The following is an 18,102-nucleotide window of genomic DNA, read 5'->3' on the forward strand; positions in this document are numbered from 1 at the left end:
CGTCCCGCTGCGTGACGTGTGCCGCTCCGCTTTCTCCGGGGCTGCCCGTCAGTCGCCTGGCGGGGCCGGAGTCTTGGCGCAGAGGTAGGGGCGGGCGAGCAGTAGGCCGGTGCTGGTCAGGGCGATGCCGATGTAGACCGGTACGAGGTGGGTGAAGTCGGTGTAGTGGATCACTCCGTGGACCACGATCGCGGGCAGGAAGCCGGCGGTCGCCGCCGCGGCCAGGGTCCAGAACACCCAGGCCTCACCGCGCCGCCAGCCCCACGCGCTGAGCAGGAGAATCGCCACGGCCGCGGACATCAGGGCGCCGCCGAACCCCGCGCGGTCGTGGGCGATGAACGGCACGAGCCGCGGATTGACGGCTTCCAGCGTCTGCGCGCTGGTGCTCAGGAAGGTCAGGTCGCTCGGCACGAAGACGTCGGTCAGGCCGACCACGGAGATCACCGCTCCGCCGACGAACAGCCCGGCTCCCGTGACGATCAGGAGAAGCTGTCCGGTCAGCGCCCTCCGGCGCTCCGGCTCCGGTCCCTCGGGGACCAGGCGCCAGCGGGGTGCGTGCGGGGTGGGGCGGATCCCGGCGACGAACATCGGGAACAGGACGAGGGCGGTGGCCGTGTGCAGGGGTTCCACGAAGCCGGTGACCAGGAAGTAGAACAGGGTGGGGAAGCCGATCGCGCCCGAGAGCAGATACACCTCGCGGGCCCAGGGCCAGCCGCGTCTGATGCCGCCCAGGGCGAGGCCGGTGTAGAGGGCGCCGATCGCCACCATCGTGCCGGCCATGGTGATCCGGTCGTGCTGGAGGAAGTGCACGAGGTGGTGGTTGGCGGCATGCAGGTCGTGCAACGTCATGCCGAGGTAGTCGCGGTCGTACCAGAGCAGTACCGGCCCGAGGGTGATCGCCGCGGCCCCGAGTCCGGCGCCCGTCATCCCGAGCCCGACGAGCAGCGCCCACCACCAGGCGGGCCAGCGCCGGGGATCGAGGCCGACGTCCCGTAGCCGTGGGGCGGGCGCGGTCGGTGTGGCCGCCTCGGTGACCCGGGCGAACCAGCCGGGCCCGGACTCGACGAGCACCCCGGGCCGGGCGAGCACGACGGTGCCCGGCTCCTCGAGCGCGGCGGCCGCGGCGGTGACCGACGGGTCGGACACGTGGACCAGGTGCGGATCGTCGTCGCGGGTGAACCCGTCGACGTGGGGCTTGAGGGCGGCCTCGACCTCGGGGTCGGGGGCGCGGACGACCAGCGGGATCGTGCGGCCCGCAGCGGCTTTGCGGACCGTCTCCACGTCGGCCGTAGAGACGGGCCCCACCTCGATGACACCGGCCCCGAGCGGGGGCATGGCGTGTATCGCTTCGCGGGCGAGTGAGGGCGGAACGGATATGCCGAGGCGGACGGCCAGGGGTACGCCGACGATGTCGCCGGCGAGCTGGTGCGGTGGATGGCGGTGGCCGAACCCGCGGGCGATGAGTCGCGCGCCGGCGGGGCGGGAGCCGATCCGGGCGAGCAGTCCCAGTGCGGTGCGCTGTGAACGGCGTCGGCCGAGCACGGCGGCGGCCGCGTGGCGCAGTGGGTGATACGTCCAGTCCGGCATCAGTGGGTCTCGCTCTGTGTCGCGGTCATCGGGCCATCGGGTGCGGTCCAGCCGAGCACCGGCGTCATGGAACGCAGGGTCGCTCGCGTCGGTGTCAGCCGGGCGGCGGTGTCGCGCAGCAACACCGCGGGCGGCCACGACAGTTGGCCGACAACGCCGAGTCGGGCGGAGCGGCGGGTGATGGCCTGGGTGCGCGGGCGGCGCAGCAGATCGTACGAGCGGAGCGCGGCGGTGATGTCCGGTGTGCTGTCGAGGCAGTGGGCGAGGGTGACCGCGTCCTCCAGTGCCTGGCAGGCGCCCTGGCCCAGATTGGGGGTCATCGCATGGGCCGCGTCGCCCAGCAGCGCGGTGCGGCCGTGGACGAAGGAGGGCAGGGGCGGCAGGTCGTACAGGTCGTGGCGGAGCACCGCGTCCGGGGGGACGGCGGCCAGCAGGGCGGGGACGGGATCCGGCCAGGAGCCGAACCGGCGTAGCAGTTCGGTGTACTCGGAGGAGGGGGAGGCCGCTCCGGCCGGGAGCGACGCGGTCGCGAAGCAGTACATCCGTCCGTCCGGCAGCGCGGTGTAGCCGAACCTCTCCCCGCGGCCCCAGGTCGCCGCGCCTTCGGCGGGCGGCTGGGGGAGGGGCTCGGTGACCATGCGCCAGGCGGTGTAACCGGCGTACCTGGGGCCGGCCGCGTCGGGCCACAGGGCGCGCCGGACCACACTGCGCAGGCCGTCGGCGCCGATGACGAGGTCGGGCCGGGACTGGCCCCCGCCGTGATCCACGACCGGGCGGTGGCCGTCGTCATGGACCGCGGACACCTCGCTGCCCGGCCGCAGACTGTCGGCGGGCAGCGCCTGGGTGAGCGCCCGCAACAGGTCGGCGCGGTGCAGAACCGTCAGGGGGTGGCCGAAGCGGCGTGCCAGTTCCGCGTTGTCCGTACGGGAGAGCCACCGGCCCCGGCGGTCGCGTACGCCGCCCGCGGCCTCTACGGCGCCCAGCGCCCGGACGGCGTCGGCCAGCCCGAGCGCCTCGAGTGCGCGCAGCGCGTTCGGCCACAGGGAGATGCCGGCGCCGATCTCGGCGAACTCCGGAGCCCGTTCCAGCACCTCGACACGCCAGCCCCGGCGATGCAGGGCGATGGCTGCCGCGAGCCCGCCGATGCCGCCGCCGACGATGGTCGCAGCGCGCTGCGGCATGGTTCCTCGCTCTGTACTTAAGGGGCACTGCCCCCGCTCTGTTGTCCGTCGATCCGGTGCCCGAGCGGTGTGCGCCGCGACGCAGATCCGGCTGAGCAGCGCCTCATAGCAACATGTCGACAGACGCCTGTCAACGTGCCTCCCGCACCCCTGACGCAGGTCCGAGAGCTGATGCTTCGGCATCATCCCGAGTCGCCCTTTCCATGGCCAGCTGTCAGCGGCGCGTTCTGTGGGGCCGGGAGGGTCCGTCCAAGACGTGCGAGCGGGGACGGAGCCATCACCACCGGGGACAGCAGCATGCCCGCGACCGTCGCCAGGAGGCTGGTGCGCAGCCCCCACGCCTCGGCGAGGAATCCGCCGAGCAGCGAGCCGAGCGGGGAGAGGCCCATGCCGACGAACGTGATCGTCGCGGCGGCGCGGCCTTGCATCCCGTCCGGCGTGACCGTCTGCCGGACGGCCATGATCGCGACATTCACCAACTGGCTGCCGACCCCGAACACGAAGTTGACCGCGAGGAGCGCGGCAACGGTCACCGTGGGGGAGCCGTGCAGCGCGGGTACGCACAAGAAGACGCCGTCGCCGAGTGCCGCCGCGGCCACGAGTACCGGGCCGTATCCGAACCGGTTCGGCAGCCGGGCGGCCAGGACGGAGTCCAGAAGCGCGCCCGGTCCTGTCGCCGCGAGGGCCAGCCCGACGGCGGCGCCGGACAGGTGCAGTTCCCGCGGCAGGAAGAGCAGATAGACGGTCATCACGGCGGCGAACGAGAACTGGAAGGCGGCCGAGGCCAGGCACACGGTTCGCAGTGCGCTGTCGTTGACGACAAAACGTAGACCTTCGTGGATCCTCCGCCGGACCCGCGAGGGACGGTCCCGGTGCTCCGGGGCCGATTCGACTCGACGGATTCGCCGGATGGACAGGAACGAGAGCGCGAAGAACAGCGCGCTGGAGACGGCGGCGACCGGCGCCGACAGCAGCGACACCAACGCACCACCCAGGGCCGGACCGCCGATCTGCGCCGCGGACCGGCTGCCCTCAAGGGCACTGTTCCCGCGCACCAGTTGATCGCGTCGCACCAGCCGTACGAGACACGCCTGGTACGCCACGTCGAAGAACACGGACAGCGCCCCGACGGTGAAAGCGATCACGAACAGCGCGGGCAGGCCGAGCCAGCCCAAGAGGCCGGCCACGGCGGCGGCACCCAGGGCAAGGGTCCGGCCCGCGTCCGTCAGCGCCATCACCGTGCGCGTGCGCCACCGGTCCACCCAGGCGCCGACGAACAGCGAGAGCAACAGGACCGGCGCCTGACCCACGGCACGCAGGACGCCCAGCTCGGTCGCACCGGCATGCAGGGTCAGGACGGCGAAGAGCGGAAGGACCACCAGGCCTGTTTGTTCCCCGAGTTGGGAGGCGGTCTGTCCCACCCAGAGTCTGCGGAAGTCGCTGTCCCGCCACAGGCTGGACGGCACGGGTCGACCGGAATCGGATGCAGCGGAGGAGGCGGACGGCACGGGGACCCCTCGGGTTGCCGACAACGAGGCCTGCCGCCGGGCGCCCGACAGGTGCGCCGACGGTCCAGGCAGGAGAAGGCTCGCTGTGCCGCAACATGAAGGGCAGCACGCGATGACGGGCCGGTCACGGCCTACGACGTCAACGCGCGCTCGGACGACCGACCATCTCTCAACTCCTCGTGGGCGACTCGCTGCACCCAGACGCTAGCTGTCGCCGGACCGGTGCGAAAGGCGGTTTTCGCCTGCCTCGCGCGCCGGGCCGGCGGTGGCCTACGGGACGAGCTCCCAGTCCTGCGAGCCGTCCGTGGTCGCGTTCTGCAAGGTCAGAGGTGCTCCGTCGGAGGCGCCGGTCAGGTAGAGGCTCGTGTTCTTGACCGACTGCAGTTTGTAGAAGCCGTCGCTGGTCTTGATCAGGTTCCAGCTGCCGGTGGCGCTGTCGTCGACCCATTGGCCGATCCGTTGGCCGGCCGTCGCGTTGCCCGTCCAGATGGCCGCCGCACGGCCGCCCGACTTGTTGAGCAGGGTCGTGCCGCCGTTCGGTTCGGTCACCACGTGCCAGTACTGGGTGTCCGGGTTCGCCGCGGCGCCGGGCTCCTCCAGGGCGACATCGGGGACGTCGGCGTTGCCGAGGTTCGCGTCGTTGGTGTTGTTCCCGGTACCGATCACCTGGTCGGTCCTGCGGTTGACCAACTGGTAGTACGCCCCTGCTGATTGGCCGAGGTCGACGTCGGAGTAGGCGATCGTCGAGGTGCCCTGGTTGTTGAGGATCGCGATGCGGCCGGTGCCGTCGACGTACTGCAGGTTGCGGCTGTAAGCGGCCGGTGAGGTGGTCTGGTACTCCTTCCACGTGCCGTCGCTGCGTCCGCTCTCGTTGACCCAGACGCTGCCGCTCGCCGCCGCGTTGTAGACCAGGCGCCCACCGGGCAGCCTGACGATCACCGGACTGCCGTTTCCGGCGAGCGGACGGGAGCGGGAGTCGACCGGCAGGGAGGCGACGTCCGTGCCGGTGGCCGAACCGCGGTAGAACTGCAACGGGTTGTCGGCGACCACGTACCTGGTGTTGGCTCCGCCGCCCCAGTACTCGAAGGGGAGCATCCACTTGCCGTCCGTGGTGCGCACGACGTTCGCCATGCCCGGCCGCCCGCCGCCGATCTCCGTCTTGCCGCCTCCCATGTTCTGGGTCAGTCCGGCGACGTCGACGACGGGGGCGCTCCACTGCGCGCTACGTCCGTCCCAGGTCTTGTGCGCGAGGATCTGGCCCAGCGAGTCCGTGGCGGTGTCGTTGGCGGGGTCCAGCGTCGGGACTCCGGTGCTCGCGTTGAAGCCGGTGTAGTCGTTCTCGTCGGAGTAGTAGCAGACGAGTTGGCCCTTGTAGACCATCAGGTACGGCTCCCACAGGGGATCCACCTGCTTGTTCGTGTTCGCGGCGGCGATGTTCTTCCCGGTCGCGCCCGCGCTGCCACCCTGCCAGCCGCCGGTCGCGACGATGTTGAGGACCTTCCACGTCGCACCCTCGTCGGTGCTGGAGTACAGGGCTATCGCCAGGTCCTTGCGGTCCCCGTCGTTGGACGGCGTCCAGTTCGGGTCGGCCGCCTTGTGCTCCTTGTAGTAGTAGTCGTCGCCCGAGACGACACTCGCGAGGAGCAGCGTGCCCTGCTTCAGGTTCCCGACGTCCTGCGGCAGCGTGTAGAGGTACGGGTTCGTCCAATTGCTCGTGTACTTCGCGTACTTGGGGTCGCTGGAGAGGTACGCGGGAGCCTTGACCTCCGACAGCGGCTGCCACGACGTACCGCGGTCGTCGCTCTTGTACACGGGGAGGGTCTGTCTGTCGGCGCTGCCCGTCGCCGACACGACCGTGGACTTCTCGAACGACGCGACCAGACGCCCGCTCGGCAGCTGCGCCGACTTCGGGTAGACCGCGCAGTTGCCCCGCCCCTTCAGACACGGTTCGCTGCCGAGCTGGTAGAGGATCCCGCCCGTCGGGTTGTACGCCTGCGCACTGGAGGCGGGTATCGCCAGCATCGCTGATGCCGCGACGAAGGTTCCCAGCGCTTTTCCTGCTCTTCTTGTGTGCATTGCCCCTCCTGGGGGATGGCCACGGTGGTGCCGGTAAGGGGTCGGGTCAGGCGACGAGTACGCGGACGTCCCAGGCGCCGAGCTCCAGCGCCGTGCCCGCGGGGACGGAGGCGCCGGTCAGCGCGTCGGAGAGGTCCACCGGTGTCTGGACGCGGGTGGGCTCCCAGCTCCAGTTGTGGACGATGTGGACGCGCCGTCCGTCGGGTGAGGTGCCGGTCGTGGCGGTGACGGATTCCGGGAGGTCCGGCCACGCGCCGCGGGAGGCCGGCGTCATCCAGGACGCCAGTGCCCGGGCGAGGTCGCGGCCGGGGACGGTACCGACGGTGGTGACGCGGCCGGCGCCGTGGCGGCGGGTGGTGACGGCGGGCCAGCGGCCGAAGTGCGGGTGGTCGTACTCGACGAGGACGTCGGCGTCGGTGACGGTCAGGCCCTCCGCCCAGTGGGTCGCCGTCGCGCCCTCGGGCAGGTCGAGCGGTCCGCCGGACGCCGAGCGCAGGGGGACCTCCTGTACGAGGTTGCTGAACTCGTCGTACTGGACGCCCGCGGCGTTGACCAGCCGTCCGGGCGCCGGCTCGTGCCGGGCCCGCGCCTCGTGGTCGGCGTAGCCGGTGCGCGGGCCGAGGACCAGGTGGCCGCCGGCCTCCGCGTAGGCGGCCAGCCAGTCGAGGGTCGAGTCGGCGGCGATGTACAGCGCCGGGACCACGAGGACGGGATGGCGCCGGGCGGCGTCCTGCGGCGTCATTCCCTCCCGGTCGCCGCGCGGGTCGTGCAGCTGGCGGGCGTGGACCATGCGGACCTGGCGGCCGGCGTCGAAGGCGCCGCGGTAGAAGGGGTCGAAGATGCGGTGGTAGGCGGTCGGGTCGGGTTCGCCGTCCGGCTTGGCCAGCGGCGGGTACTTCTCCATCAGCCACTTGCTCGGCGTCGAGTACACCATCGTGATGTCGGCGTCCGGTTCGAGCCCGGCCACCAGCGGACCCGCGGCCTCGAACTCCGCGCCCAGTCTGGCCAGTTCCGCGTAGGTGCGGCCGGGCTGCCCGGTGTGGGGCAGGATGCCGCCCCAGTAGGTCTCCGCGCCGAAGTGCAGCGTGTGCCAGTGCCAGTACTCGATCATCCGGGCCCCGCGTCCGACCAGCGCCCAGGCGGCCTGGCGCCACTGGCCGTCGTAGGCGGGGCGGTTGTCCCACGGCATGCCGATCGAGCCGGCGTTGGTCTCGGTGACCAGGAAGGGCTCCTGGCGGGAGGAGAACATCCAGTCCGCGGTCTGGTACAGCGCCCAGACGCCGGTGGTCTGCCAGCCCTGCTCGAGACCGTCGGGCGTGGGGTCGGGCAGCAGCAGGTCGTCCTGCATGCCGTAGTACGCGTTGCCGGTGGCGATGTCGAGCCGGTCGGTCAGCTCGTCGTCCTCCACCCCGGGGCGCTTGTAGGAGATGCAGGTGGTGACGAACTGCTCGGGCCGGGCGTACTCGCGGACGAGGTCGGCCTGCCAGCCGATGAACTCGGTGACCTGCCGGGCCTGGAACTCCCGCCAGGCGACGTCGTACTGGGGCTGGGCGTTGCCGTCCGGGGTCCACAGGTCGGCCCAGGTCGACAGCCGGTGCGACCAATAGACCAGTCCCCACTCGCGGTTGAGGGTCTCGACGTCGCCGTACTTGGCGCGCAGGTGGTCGGTGAAGCGCTGGAAGACGCCGTGGTTGTGGAACAGCTCCAGGCCGGGTTCGTTGTCGACCTGGAAGCCGATGACGGCGGGGTGGTCGACGTACCGGGCGACGATCTTGCGGATGATCCGCTCGGCGTGGAAGCGGAACGCGGGGTGGGTGAAGTCGACCTCTTGGCGGGCACCCCAGCCGATGCGCTCGCCGGTGCGACGCTCGCCGGTGATCTCGGGGTACTGGCGGGCGAGCCACGGCGGGACGGCGTACGTCGGGGTGCCGAGGACGACCGAGATGCCCCGCTCGTGAGCGCCGTCGAGGACCGGCTGGAGCCAGTCGAGGTCGAACCGTCCGTTCTCCGGTTCCCAGGTCGACCACACCGACTCACCGACCCGGATGACGGTGACATGGGCCTCGGACATCAGGTCCAGGTCGGTCTTGAGACGTTCGTCGGGGCGCTCGTACGGCTGGTACTCGTGGTAGTAAGCGGCGCCGAAGAGGACGCGGGCAGGCAGAGCCGCCATGAAGGAAACCTCCGGGGAAGGGGGAGTGGTACGAGGGCTGCGTGCCCTACTGCTTGACGCCGCCGGCGGCAAGGCCGCTCTGCCAGTACCGCTGCAGGAGCAGGAAGGCCACGACGAGGGGCAGGATCGAGATCAGGGAGCCGGTCACGACGAGCGCGAGCATGTCGCTGCTGGAGCCGGCCCCGCCGTTCTGGGCCTGGGCGGCCCAGGAGGACAGGCCGACCGTGATCGGGTACAGGTCCGGGTCATTCAGCATGATCAGCGGCAGGAAGTAGTTGTTCCAGGTCGCCACCAGCGTGAACAGCAGCACGGTCACCAGGCCGGGTGCGAGCAGCCGCAGGGCGATGGTGAAGAAGATCCGGGCTTCCCCGGCGCCGTCGATGCGGGCGGCCTCCAGGATGCTGTCCGGCACGGCGTCCTGGGCGTAGACCCGCATGAGGTAGAGGCCGAACGGGTTGACCAGGGAGGGCAGGATGATCGCCCAGGGGGTGTTGACCAGGCCCGCCTCCGCGAAGAGCAGGTAGGTCGGGATCGCGAGGGCGGTGGTCGGGACCATAACGGCGCCGAGGACCAGGTTGAAGCCCAACCGGTCGCCGCGGAAACGGAACTTGGCGAAGCCGTACCCGGCCGCGGCCGCGAGCAGGGCGGCACCGACGGAGCTCACCACGGCGTACATCACCGTGTTGAGGAGCCAGTGCACGAAGACCCCGTCGTCCTGGGTGAAGGTCGCCTTGACGTTCGCCAGCAGCTGTGGGGCGTCCGAGAACCACAGGCCAAAGCTGTTGAACAGATCCTGGGTGCTCTTGGTCGAGGCGATCAGCAGCCAGAACAGGGGGAGGAGGAAGTAGGCCAGGGCGGCCAGCATGGCGATCGTCAGCGGGGTGCTGCGGCGCCCGGAGGACGGCGCGCGCCGGCCGCGCGTCGCGGGCTTCCGGCCCTTCACCGGGGTGCTCGTGGTCCCCGGGGGCGGGGCTGTGGTGGTCGTCACGGGGTCCTCCTGCGGTTCGCGGTGAGCAGGATGGCGTAGGAGGCGATCACGATGACGAGGCCGAGGAGGAAGGACACCGTGGCCGCGTAGTTGACCTGCTGGCCGGTGAAGGCGAGGGAGTAGGCGTAGAGGTTGGCGGTGTAGGAGCTGCTGATGACGTCCGGGGCGACCTTCATCAGCAGGTTCGGTTCGTTGAAGAGCTGGAAGCTGCCGATGACGGAGAACAGCAGGGTGAGCATCAACGCCGGCTTGAGCGCGGGGAGTTTGACGGACCAGGCGATGCGCCAGGCGCCGGCGCCGTCCATGGCCGCCGCTTCGTAGAGCTCGGTGGGGATGGTGCGCAGGGCGGCGTACAGGATGATCATGTTGTAGCCGACGAACTCCCAGGTCACGATGTTCGCGAGGCTGCCGAGCATCCAGCCCTCGCTGAGGAATCGCGGGACCGGCAGGTCCAGGTCCCGGCTCAGCTGGGCGAACGGGCCGAAGTCCGGGCCGTACAGATAGCCCCACATGAGGGCCGCGACCACGCTGGGCACGGCGTACGGCACGAAGATGCCCAGCCGGATCACCCGGGCCAGCCGCAGCAGCCCGCTGTCCAACGCGAGGGCGAACAGCAGGGCGAGCAGCAGCATCACCGGGACCTGGATCACGAAGAACAGCGCGACACGTCCGACGCCATGGATGAGCTGCGGGTCCTGGACGGCCTTGACGTAGTTGTCCAGTCCGACGAAGGCCGTGCCGCCGATGAGGCGTTCCTGGAAGAGGCTGAGGTAGGCGGCGTAGCCGAGCGGGGCGAGGAAGAGCAGGAGGAAGAGCACCATGAACGGTGCGACGAACAGCGGTCCTGCCGCACGGCGCTTGCCCTTGGCGGGGGCCGCGGTGGTGGCAGCCATCTCAGCTCCCCTTGACGGTGAAGCCCTGGCCCTTGGCGTACGTCGTCAGTCGCGACTGCCACGTGCCGAGCGCGCGGACGGTGTCGGTCTTGTCGGCGAGGGACTTGCCGACCGTCTCTGTCCAGTCGGTGGCCGCCTGGTCGAGGAACGGCGGCCACTGGAAGGAGGAGTTGACCGTGGAACTGATGTCGGCGAACAGCTGGTTGACCTTCTGGCCGCCGTAGAACGACGGTGCCTGGCCGACGAACTCGGCGTCCGTGAGCAGGGCCTTGGTCGCCGGGAAGAAGAACTGCTCGGTGGCGAACATCCGGGCGCTGGCCGGGTCGGAGTTGAGGAACTTCGCGAACTCGGCCGCCGCGATGGGGTTCTTGGTCGAGCGGATGACCGCGGTGGTCGAGCCGCCCCAGTTGCCCGAACTGGGCTTGGCGGCGTCCCACTGCGGCAGCGGGGCCGCCCGCCACTTGCCCGCGGTGGCCTTGGCGGAGCCGGAGAGGAAGACGGGTCCCCAGGCCGCGGTGAGCCAGGTGGCGTACTTGCCCTTGTTGAGGGCCGCGTACCAGCCGTCGGTGAAGTCGGGCTCGACGCCGATGACGCCCTCCTTGGCGAGCCCGCCCCAGTACTCGCCGAGCTTGCGGGAGACGGCGTCGTCGACACTGATGGCGATGTCGCTCTTGCCGGAGGTGATATAGGGCTTGGCGCCCGCCTGCCACTGCAGGCCGTGCCAGGCGGCGGGCTGGTTCGCCGCGAGGTTGGTGAGGTAGACGTCCGGGTCGGCCTTGTGGAGCTTGCGTGCCGCCGCGGCGAACTCGTCCCAGGTCCCGGGGACGTCGATGCCGTGCTTGTCGAAGATGTCCTTGCGGTACAGCATGCCCATCGGGCCGGTGTCCTGGGGGATCGCCCAGACCTCGCCGTCGCTGCCGCTGACCTGGCCCCAGGTCCAGTCCACGAACTGGTTCTTGAGGGCGGAGGCGCCGTAAGGACGCAGGTCCAGGAGGCTGTTGGTGATCGTGAAGGTCGGGATGGCCTGGTACTCGATCTGCACCATGTCCGGAGCGCCGCTTCCGGCCTTCAGCGCGGTACGCAACTTGGTGTACTGCGGGGTGCCCTGACCGGCGTTGACGATCTTGATCTTGACGGCCGGGTACTTCTTCTCGAAGAGGGCGACCTCCTTGGCGATGTTCGGGACCCAGGTCCAGAACGTCAGCTCGGTCGGAGTCTTCATCGCCTTGTCGATGTCGGCCTGACTGACCGGCTTCGCGGCCGACGAGGAACCGCCGGAGTCACCGCCGCCGCACGCCGTCAGGGCGGCGCCTAGCGACAGGGCGCCCGTCGCGGTGAGGAACAGACGACGGTTCATGGAGGAGGGGCTGACGAAGGATCCGGATGTGGGCATGGTGAACTCCCGCCGATGGCGAAGGGACGGCACGCCGGGGGAGGGCGTGCGGAAAGGTGGATGGCGAAGGGGAGAGCGTGCGTGGCGCGACGATCTGGACGTCGAAGCCGACGGGTTCGGTAAAGCGCGGTGGCGCGGGCCGCCAAACGGCTCGGGAGCCGCTGGGCGAAGGGAACGCGTACGTCGTCCGGGTGGCGGGGTCGTCCGCTGTGGCGGGGACGCGGTCGGGCTGGGCAGGGGCTGAGCTGCGGCCGGTGCGGCCGCCAGACCCTGGGCTCACGGGCCGGGTCCGGGCTCTGGAGCCCGAACTGGTCGGCGCCGTTCAGCGGCGGGTGGACGGGTCTTTCTCAGGGAGCCGGTGAGGGGACACCTCTCCAGGGGATCGGGAGGCGCTATGTCGTCGGCGTCCCGGCGGTGTCCGGGGCGGCGGGGGCTGGGTCGAGGCGCGCACGATGAGGTCGACCGGCGGATCGCTCGCCGGCAGAGCCTGTGCCTGCGGGTTGTCGATGGCGTGCACGAGTCGCTTGAGGCCCTCCTGCGCCACCGTGTCGAACGGCTGTCGCACCGTGGTCAGGGGAGGGGTCACATAGGCGGCGACCGGGATGTCGTCGAAGCCGACGACGCTGACGTCCTGCGGCACCCTCCGCCCGGCTTCCGCCAGCGCCCGGATCAGGCCGATGGCCATGTCGTCGTTGGCGGCGAACACCGCCGTCACCTCGGGGTCGGCGGCCAGTTCCCGGCCCGCCGCGTAGCCGGAGGCGGCCGACCAGTCGCCCTCGATGACCGGCGGCACGTCCCTGTCGTGTGCGGCCAGTGCCGACCGCCATCCCTCGAGACGGTCCTTGGCGGCGTACCACCGCTGGGGGCCGGCGAGGTGATGGACCGTCGCGTGTCCCAGGTCCAGCAGATGCTCGACGACCGCCCGTGCCATCCGGTCGGCGCCCCGTCCCCCGAACAGCACCGTGGAGGCCGTGAAGGGCTGCGGTGCGCCGAGAACCAGCACCGGCACGTCGACGCGGAGGGGTTCGGCTTCGCCGCCGCCCGGCTCGTCGATCGGCTCGGAGATGACGATGCCGTCCACGCCCTGATCGAGGAGCGAGCCGACGGCGCCGGCGAGGCCCGCCGGGTCGCCCTCCATCGTGTTGACCACGCGCAGCGCGTAGCCCGTGTCCCGGACGACCCGCTCCACACCCATGAGCAGTGAGGCGGGACCGTACAGGGCCGTGCCCAGTGTCACCACGCCGATCGAGCGGGTCCGCCCGGAGGCCAGCGCCCGGGCGGCGTTGTTGCGCCGGTAGCCGAGCTGTTCGGCGGCGTCGAGGACGCGCCGGCGTACGTCGGCGGAGACGTACGGCTCGTCGTTGAAGACCCTCGACACCGTCTTCTGGGAGACCCCGGCCACCCGGGCCACATCCACACTGCGCGGTGCGCCGGGGCTTTTGTCCCGTCCAGTACCTCGCGTCATGACGTCTCCCGATGGCCGCACGATCAAGCCCGCTCCCGTCAGACGCCGTATGTCTGACTGCGCGGTCATGTCTACGCAGTCATACGGTGGCCGTCAAGAGCTCGGAACGTATCCGTAACGTTCGGTCGGTCCTGGGCCGCCGACAGGACCGGCGCCGTGGCGGCGAACAACCGGCGCCGACAGCGGCGCGGCGGGCGTCTCGCACCCTGGAACGCGGCCTTCCTGCACGGCTCGGTCTGCCGGGAGACGGGGGCTCTGACCAGGCGCGACGCTCAGGGAGGACCGGCGCGTCAGTGCGCTGGAGCGTCACCTGTCAGGGTGCCGGGAGACCGGGGCAGTTCCACGCTGACGCTGATCCCGCCCGCGGAGCGAGGGGTGAGGGTCAGGGTGCCGTCGTGTGCCTGCGTGATGGTGTTGACGATGGCCAGGCCGAGGCCGACGCCCGCGTGGTCGGTGTGGATGCGCTCGGTGCCGCGCTGGAACGGTGCGGTGAGCGTGGAGATCACCTCTGGGGTGAGTTTCTCGCCGGTGTTCTCGACCGTGAGCACCACGGTCTCGGTGCGGACGCCGGTGTTCACCGACACGGTGCCCTGTCCCGGCAGGTTGTGGACGATCGCGTTGTGGACGAGGTTCATGCTCAGCTGGAGCAGCAGCGCGTGTGAGCCGTCGGTGGGGGCGATGTCGCCGGAGGTCTCGATGGTGACGCCGAGCTTTTCCGCCAGGGAGAGGAGTGTCTCGGTGGCTTCTTCCGCCAGGAGGGACAGGTCGACTCGTTCGCGGGTGAAGGAGCGCTGGCCGGCGCGGCTGAGCAGGAGCAGCGCCTCGGTGAGGTCGATCGCCCGGGTGTTGACGGCGTGGAGGCGCTCGATGATCTCGCCGGTGTCGTGGGTCGGATCGGTGCGGGCCACGTCGAGAAGCGACTTCGAGATAGCGAGCGGGGTGCGCAGCTCGTGAGAGGCGTTGGCCGCGAACCGGCGCTGTTCGGCGACGTGTTCCTCCAGGCGGGCGAGCATGGTGTCGAAGGCGTCGGCGAGCTCGCGGAACTCGTCCCTGCGGCCCGGCAGCCGGACCCGGTGGGCGAGCGAGCCGGTCGAGGCCAGGCGGGTCGCTTCGGTGATGCGGGTCAGCGGGGCGAGCATCCGGCCGGCGAGCAGCCACCCTCCCACGAGGCCGAACACCAGCAGGAACGCCAGCACCGCGACCGCCCTCGGCGCGAAGACGTGCAGAAGGACCGACCGGATGGGAAAGACACCCGTGGGCCGGTCGTCGGGGTTGATGAGCATCGCGCGGTCGGGAACGTAGCGGAGGAGGAAGACCCACACCGCCGCGAGCAGCAGGGCGCCGGCGACCATGAGGAATCCGGCGTAGCTGAGGGTGAGCTTGAGGCGGACGCTCACACCGGGCGCTCTATCCATGGTCTCGCCCCTCGGCTCCGGCCTCCGGGCCGGTCTCTGGCTGGGTGTCGATGCGGTAGCCGACGCCGGGCACGGTGGCGATGATCCAGGGTTCGCCGAGACGCTTGCGCAGTGCCGAGACGGTGATGCGCACGGCGTTGGTGAACGGGTCGGCGTTCTCGTCCCACGCGCGTTCCAGGAGCTCTTCGGCGCTGACGACACCGCCGTCGGCGGCGACGAGGACTTCGAGCACCGCGAACTGCTTCCTGGTCAGCGCGACATAGCGGCCGTCGCGGTAGACCTCTCGGCGGAACGCGTTGAGCCGCAGCCCCGCGATCTCCTGCACGGGGGGCCTGCTGTGGGCACGTCTGCGGTCCAGCGCCCTGAGCCTGAGCGCGAGTTCCTGGAGTGCGAAGGGCTTGGTGAGGTAGTCGTCGGCGCCGAGTTCGAAGCCGGAGGCCTTGTCGTCGAGCCGGTCGGCCGCGGTGAGCATGAGGATGGGCATGCCGCTGCCGGAGGCGACGATGCGTTCGGCGATCTCGTCACCGGACGGTCCGGGGATGTCGCGGTCGAGGACGGCGATGTCGTAGGTGTTGACGCTCAGCAGTTCCAGCGCGGTGTCGCCGTCGCCCGCGAGGTCGGCCGCGATCGCCTCCAGACGCAGGCCGTCGCGGATGGCTTCGGCCAGATGGGGCTCGTCCTCGACAATCAGCACACGCATGCTCCGAGGCTACGAGTCGGCGCCTATCGTCGGCATATCGAAAACCGCATACGTGCCGACAACACCACGCTGCCTTGACTGTCGGTATGACGCGAACCGCACCATCTGCACGGACACCGACCCACCGGCCGCGATGGCTCCTCGCCGTCGGCCTGTTCGTCGCCTTGGTGGGGCTCACCGCGGCCCTCGGCCACCAGGTGACGAAGTCCTCGTCCTCCTGGCCCCCCTTACCTCCTTCCACCGCATCACTCACGAGCCCTCATCGCGCTGAGCACCGTGGTGCGCTCGGCGAGGCCGGCGGTGTCGTCCCCGACGGCGTGACGGTCTTCGATGACGCGCTTCCGGCCGTGACCCACCTCGATCCGGATCTGCTCGAGGCCCTGCGCGAGGCTGCGACGGCTGCCACCGACGACGGCGTGGCGTTCTACGTCAACAGCGGCTGGCGTTCCCCCGAGTACCAGGACCAGCTTCTTCGTGAGGCGGTCTCCGAGTACGGATCCGAAGCCGAAGCCGCCCGATGGGTGGCCACCGCGGCGACGTCTCCCCACGTGTCGGGGGACGCGGTCGACATCGGCCGCTCCGACGCGACGGCGTGGCTGTCGACGCACGGCGCCGCGTACGGGCTGTGCCAGATCTACGAGAACGAACCCTGGCATTACGAACTGCGGACCGAGGCGATCGACCGGAATTGCCCCCGCATGTATGCCGACCCCACCCAGGACCCCAGGATGCAGCAGTGACCAGCAGCGAGCGAGGACAGACGATGGCACAGGCGGACACAGCGCAGCCCGCACAGGACGGCGCCGGCAGCCAGGAAGCCGACGCCGGTACCCGGCCCGCGGGTATCCGACAGGACCCCGACGCCGGAATCTGGCGCACGGCCGTCCACCGGGCGCTCCGCATCGGCTCCCGGCCGGAGCCGTGGAAGCGCGGCCCGGTGCTCGCCGCGCTGGCGCTGCTGCTGGGCCTGCTCATGCTGCTGCACGCGAAGATCCCGAACCGGACCGGTGGCCTCGGCAGTCTGGTCGAGACCTTCCTGCCGTGGTTCGGCCTGTTCATCCCGGTGCTGCTGGCCGCGGCCCTGTGGCGTCGCTCCGCCTCGACCGTGGTCGCGCTGCTGCTGCCGGCCATGGTCTGGCTGAACCTCTTCGGCGGGCTCCTCGGCGACAAGTCCCACGCGGGGGGCGACCTCACCGTGGCCGGCCACAACGTCGGCGCCGACAACCCCGACCCGGCCGGCACCGCCCGCGACCTGGCCGCCTCGGGTGCGGACGTGCTGGCGCTGGAGGAGCTGACCGCGCAGGACCGGGTCGTGTACGAGAAGGGGCTGGCGAAGGCGTACCCGTTCCACACGGTCCAGGGCACGGTCGGGCTGTGGAGCAAGCTGCCGCTGTCGGACACCCGGCCGGTCGACACCGAGATGGACGCCGGGCCGCTGGGGGCGACCAAGCCGGCCGACGTCAAGCTGGCCTACAACCGGGCACTGCGCGCCACGGTCGCCACGGACAACGGTCCCCTCGCCGTGTACGTCGCCCACCTGGGATCCGTACGCGTGACTCCCCGGACAGGCTTCTGGACCGGCTCGCGGGACAGGAACGCGCGGGCCCTCGCCAAGGCTGTCGCCGCCGAGCGGAACGAGCGCGTGGTGCTGCTCGGCGACCTGAACGGCACCATGGACGACCGCGCGCTCTCCGGCATCACCTCACGGCTGCACTCGGCACAGGACACGGCCGGCGACGGCTTCGGCTTCACCTGGCCGGCGAAGTTCCCTGTGGCGCGGATCGACCAGATCCTGATCCGCGGCGTGGAGCCGGACAGCTCGTGGGTCCTGCCGGCCACCGGCAGCGACCATCTGCCGGTGGCCGCCCGCATCAGCTGGTGAACGCCGAGGCAGCGGTCCGGTCGTTCGACGAGGCGGACTGCCACAGAGCGGTCGAGAGCCATACCAGCACGACGCCGACGACGATGTGCAGGGCACTCGTCAGCACGGAATCGGGCAGCGCGATCAAGAAGGCGAACAGGGGCAGTGCGACGGCGTACCCCCACGCCGCAACCCTCGGAAGCATCCGGGCACGGATCAGCGCCGCCCCGAACAGCGCGCAGCCCACGGCGAAGACGAACGCCGAACCGAGGAGGGCGGGAACGGTGGGGCCCGTCAGTTCCGCTTCGATGACGTCGTCGTCCAGGTAGTAGAGCACCAGGTTCGCCGCGAACGCGGCCCCGCCGAACAGGCCGAGCCCGATGAGGTTCACGAGATAGGCGGTCTCTCCGAAGCGGCCGGTGGCGGGGCTCTGCCACTGGTGGAGCGCGGTGAGGAACGGCAGGGCCAACGCGGGGGACAGGGCGAGGAGGAGGCTGGTCACGGCGGTTTCGCCGGTGAATGCCTCGACGGCGGCGGGCAGTGCGATGAGCAGGCCGGACAGCACCCCGCACAGGGCGCCGAAGCGGGGGAGCCGGGCGGGGACGGGCACAGAGCCGAACGCTGCGGACATGAGAGCCAACTCCGGTGTGTCGAAGGGCAGGTCAGGCCGAAACCGTAGGAAGCGAGCAGCCGGTCCGGGCAGGTGCCGAGCGGCCACATCGGCGACTGGAGGTCATCGGCGCCCGCGGTCGGTGGAGTGCCGTTCGGCATGTGCCGTTCGTCCGTACTTCGCGGCTCCCGGCCGGAGTTCTCCCGTCGGTGTCGCCTGGCCCGCGCGTCCGGCCTAGCCTGGGCGGTGGCG

The 18,102-nt window shown here is 70.7% G+C and carries 14 protein-coding genes; 2 read left to right on the forward strand and 12 right to left on the reverse strand.

Features of this window, described 5'->3' with window-relative positions:
• Positions 1-48: 48 nt before the first annotated feature.
• From OG381_RS43240 to OG381_RS43290, 11 genes are all read right to left on the reverse strand, one after another.
• Positions 49-1,587: a hypothetical protein gene (locus OG381_RS43240; RefSeq protein ID WP_327721453.1), complete on the reverse strand. Its 1,539-nt coding sequence runs from the start codon at positions 1,585-1,587 to the stop codon at positions 49-51.
• Entirely contained in the window at positions 1,587-2,768 is a 1,182-nt protein-coding gene (locus OG381_RS43245; RefSeq protein ID WP_327721454.1) for an FAD-dependent monooxygenase, read from the reverse strand. Before OG381_RS43245 ends, OG381_RS43240 begins: the two co-directional genes overlap by 1 nt.
• Before the next feature lie 182 nt (positions 2,769-2,950).
• Positions 2,951-4,276 (reverse strand): MFS transporter, encoded by a 1,326-nt coding sequence (locus tag OG381_RS43250; RefSeq protein ID WP_327721455.1) that lies wholly within the window; start codon positions 4,274-4,276, stop codon positions 2,951-2,953.
• A gap of 270 nt (positions 4,277-4,546) precedes the next feature.
• A complete protein-coding gene (locus OG381_RS43255; RefSeq protein ID WP_327721456.1) occupies positions 4,547-6,352 on the reverse strand; it encodes an RICIN domain-containing protein in 1,806 nt (601 codons plus the stop codon).
• 46 nt (positions 6,353-6,398) lie between these two features.
• A complete protein-coding gene (locus OG381_RS43260; RefSeq protein WP_327721457.1) occupies positions 6,399-8,525 on the reverse strand; it encodes a beta-galactosidase in 2,127 nt (708 codons plus the stop codon).
• 46 nt (positions 8,526-8,571) lie between these two features.
• Positions 8,572-9,513, reverse strand: a complete 942-nt coding sequence (locus OG381_RS43265; protein WP_443061986.1) for a carbohydrate ABC transporter permease — start codon at positions 9,511-9,513, stop codon at positions 8,572-8,574.
• A complete protein-coding gene (locus tag OG381_RS43270) occupies positions 9,510-10,406 on the reverse strand; it encodes a carbohydrate ABC transporter permease (RefSeq protein ID WP_327721458.1) in 897 nt (298 codons plus the stop codon). Before OG381_RS43270 ends, OG381_RS43265 begins: the two co-directional genes overlap by 4 nt.
• A 1-nt stretch (position 10,407) precedes the next feature.
• Positions 10,408-11,799: an ABC transporter substrate-binding protein gene (locus OG381_RS43275; RefSeq protein WP_327721460.1), complete on the reverse strand. Its 1,392-nt coding sequence runs from the start codon at positions 11,797-11,799 to the stop codon at positions 10,408-10,410.
• Between the two features lie 322 nt (positions 11,800-12,121).
• Positions 12,122-13,264, reverse strand: coding sequence for a LacI family DNA-binding transcriptional regulator (locus OG381_RS43280; RefSeq protein ID WP_327721461.1), 1,143 nt, complete (start codon positions 13,262-13,264; stop codon positions 12,122-12,124).
• A 290-nt stretch (positions 13,265-13,554) separates the two neighbouring features.
• Positions 13,555-14,679: a sensor histidine kinase gene (locus OG381_RS43285; protein ID WP_327721463.1), complete on the reverse strand. Its 1,125-nt coding sequence runs from the start codon at positions 14,677-14,679 to the stop codon at positions 13,555-13,557.
• Positions 14,672-15,379 carry a response regulator transcription factor gene (locus OG381_RS43290; RefSeq protein WP_327721464.1) on the reverse strand — a complete coding sequence of 236 codons (708 nt, stop codon included), beginning with the start codon at positions 15,377-15,379 and terminating at the stop codon, positions 14,672-14,674. The genes OG381_RS43285 and OG381_RS43290 overlap by 8 nt, the downstream gene beginning before the upstream one ends.
• A gap of 86 nt (positions 15,380-15,465) precedes the next feature.
• Here OG381_RS43290 and OG381_RS43295 point away from each other — a divergent pair, with 86 nt between their 5' ends.
• Complete coding sequence (locus tag OG381_RS43295) at positions 15,466-16,119, forward strand: M15 family metallopeptidase (protein WP_327721465.1); 654 nt, start codon at positions 15,466-15,468, stop codon at positions 16,117-16,119.
• A gap of 23 nt (positions 16,120-16,142) precedes the next feature.
• A complete protein-coding gene (locus tag OG381_RS43300) occupies positions 16,143-17,261 on the forward strand; it encodes an endonuclease/exonuclease/phosphatase family protein (protein ID WP_443062064.1) in 1,119 nt (372 codons plus the stop codon).
• On the opposite strand, the gene OG381_RS43305 is transcribed toward OG381_RS43300, so the two are convergent.
• Positions 17,251-17,871: a hypothetical protein gene (locus tag OG381_RS43305; RefSeq protein ID WP_327721467.1), complete on the reverse strand. Its 621-nt coding sequence runs from the start codon at positions 17,869-17,871 to the stop codon at positions 17,251-17,253. The genes OG381_RS43300 and OG381_RS43305 overlap by 11 nt on opposite strands.
• Positions 17,872-18,102: the final 231 nt, after the last annotated feature.

The sequence above is a fragment of the Streptomyces sp. NBC_00490 genome (genome assembly GCF_036013645.1).
Lineage (GTDB): Bacteria > Actinomycetota > Actinomycetes > Streptomycetales > Streptomycetaceae > Streptomyces > Streptomyces canus_F.

Coding starts and splice junctions, on each gene's coding strand:
- OG381_RS43260 (WP_327721457.1), bottom strand. CDS start 8,525: ATGGCGGCTCTGCCTGCCCGCGTCCTCTTCGGCGCCGCTTACTACCAC.
- OG381_RS43285 (WP_327721463.1), bottom strand. CDS start 14,679: ATGGATAGAGCGCCCGGTGTGAGCGTCCGCCTCAAGCTCACCCTCAGC.
- OG381_RS43275 (WP_327721460.1), bottom strand. CDS start 11,799: ATGCCCACATCCGGATCCTTCGTCAGCCCCTCCTCCATGAACCGTCGT.
- OG381_RS43280 (WP_327721461.1), bottom strand. CDS start 13,264: ATGACGCGAGGTACTGGACGGGACAAAAGCCCCGGCGCACCGCGCAGT.
- OG381_RS43240 (WP_327721453.1), bottom strand. CDS start 1,587: ATGCCGGACTGGACGTATCACCCACTGCGCCACGCGGCCGCCGCCGTG.
- OG381_RS43270 (WP_327721458.1), bottom strand. CDS start 10,406: ATGGCTGCCACCACCGCGGCCCCCGCCAAGGGCAAGCGCCGTGCGGCA.
- OG381_RS43300 (WP_443062064.1), top strand. CDS start 16,143: ATGGCACAGGCGGACACAGCGCAGCCCGCACAGGACGGCGCCGGCAGC.
- OG381_RS43290 (WP_327721464.1), bottom strand. CDS start 15,379: ATGCGTGTGCTGATTGTCGAGGACGAGCCCCATCTGGCCGAAGCCATC.
- OG381_RS43295 (WP_327721465.1), top strand. CDS start 15,466: ATGACGCGAACCGCACCATCTGCACGGACACCGACCCACCGGCCGCGA.
- OG381_RS43305 (WP_327721467.1), bottom strand. CDS start 17,871: ATGTCCGCAGCGTTCGGCTCTGTGCCCGTCCCCGCCCGGCTCCCCCGC.
- OG381_RS43255 (WP_327721456.1), bottom strand. CDS start 6,352: ATGCACACAAGAAGAGCAGGAAAAGCGCTGGGAACCTTCGTCGCGGCA.
- OG381_RS43245 (WP_327721454.1), bottom strand. CDS start 2,768: ATGCCGCAGCGCGCTGCGACCATCGTCGGCGGCGGCATCGGCGGGCTC.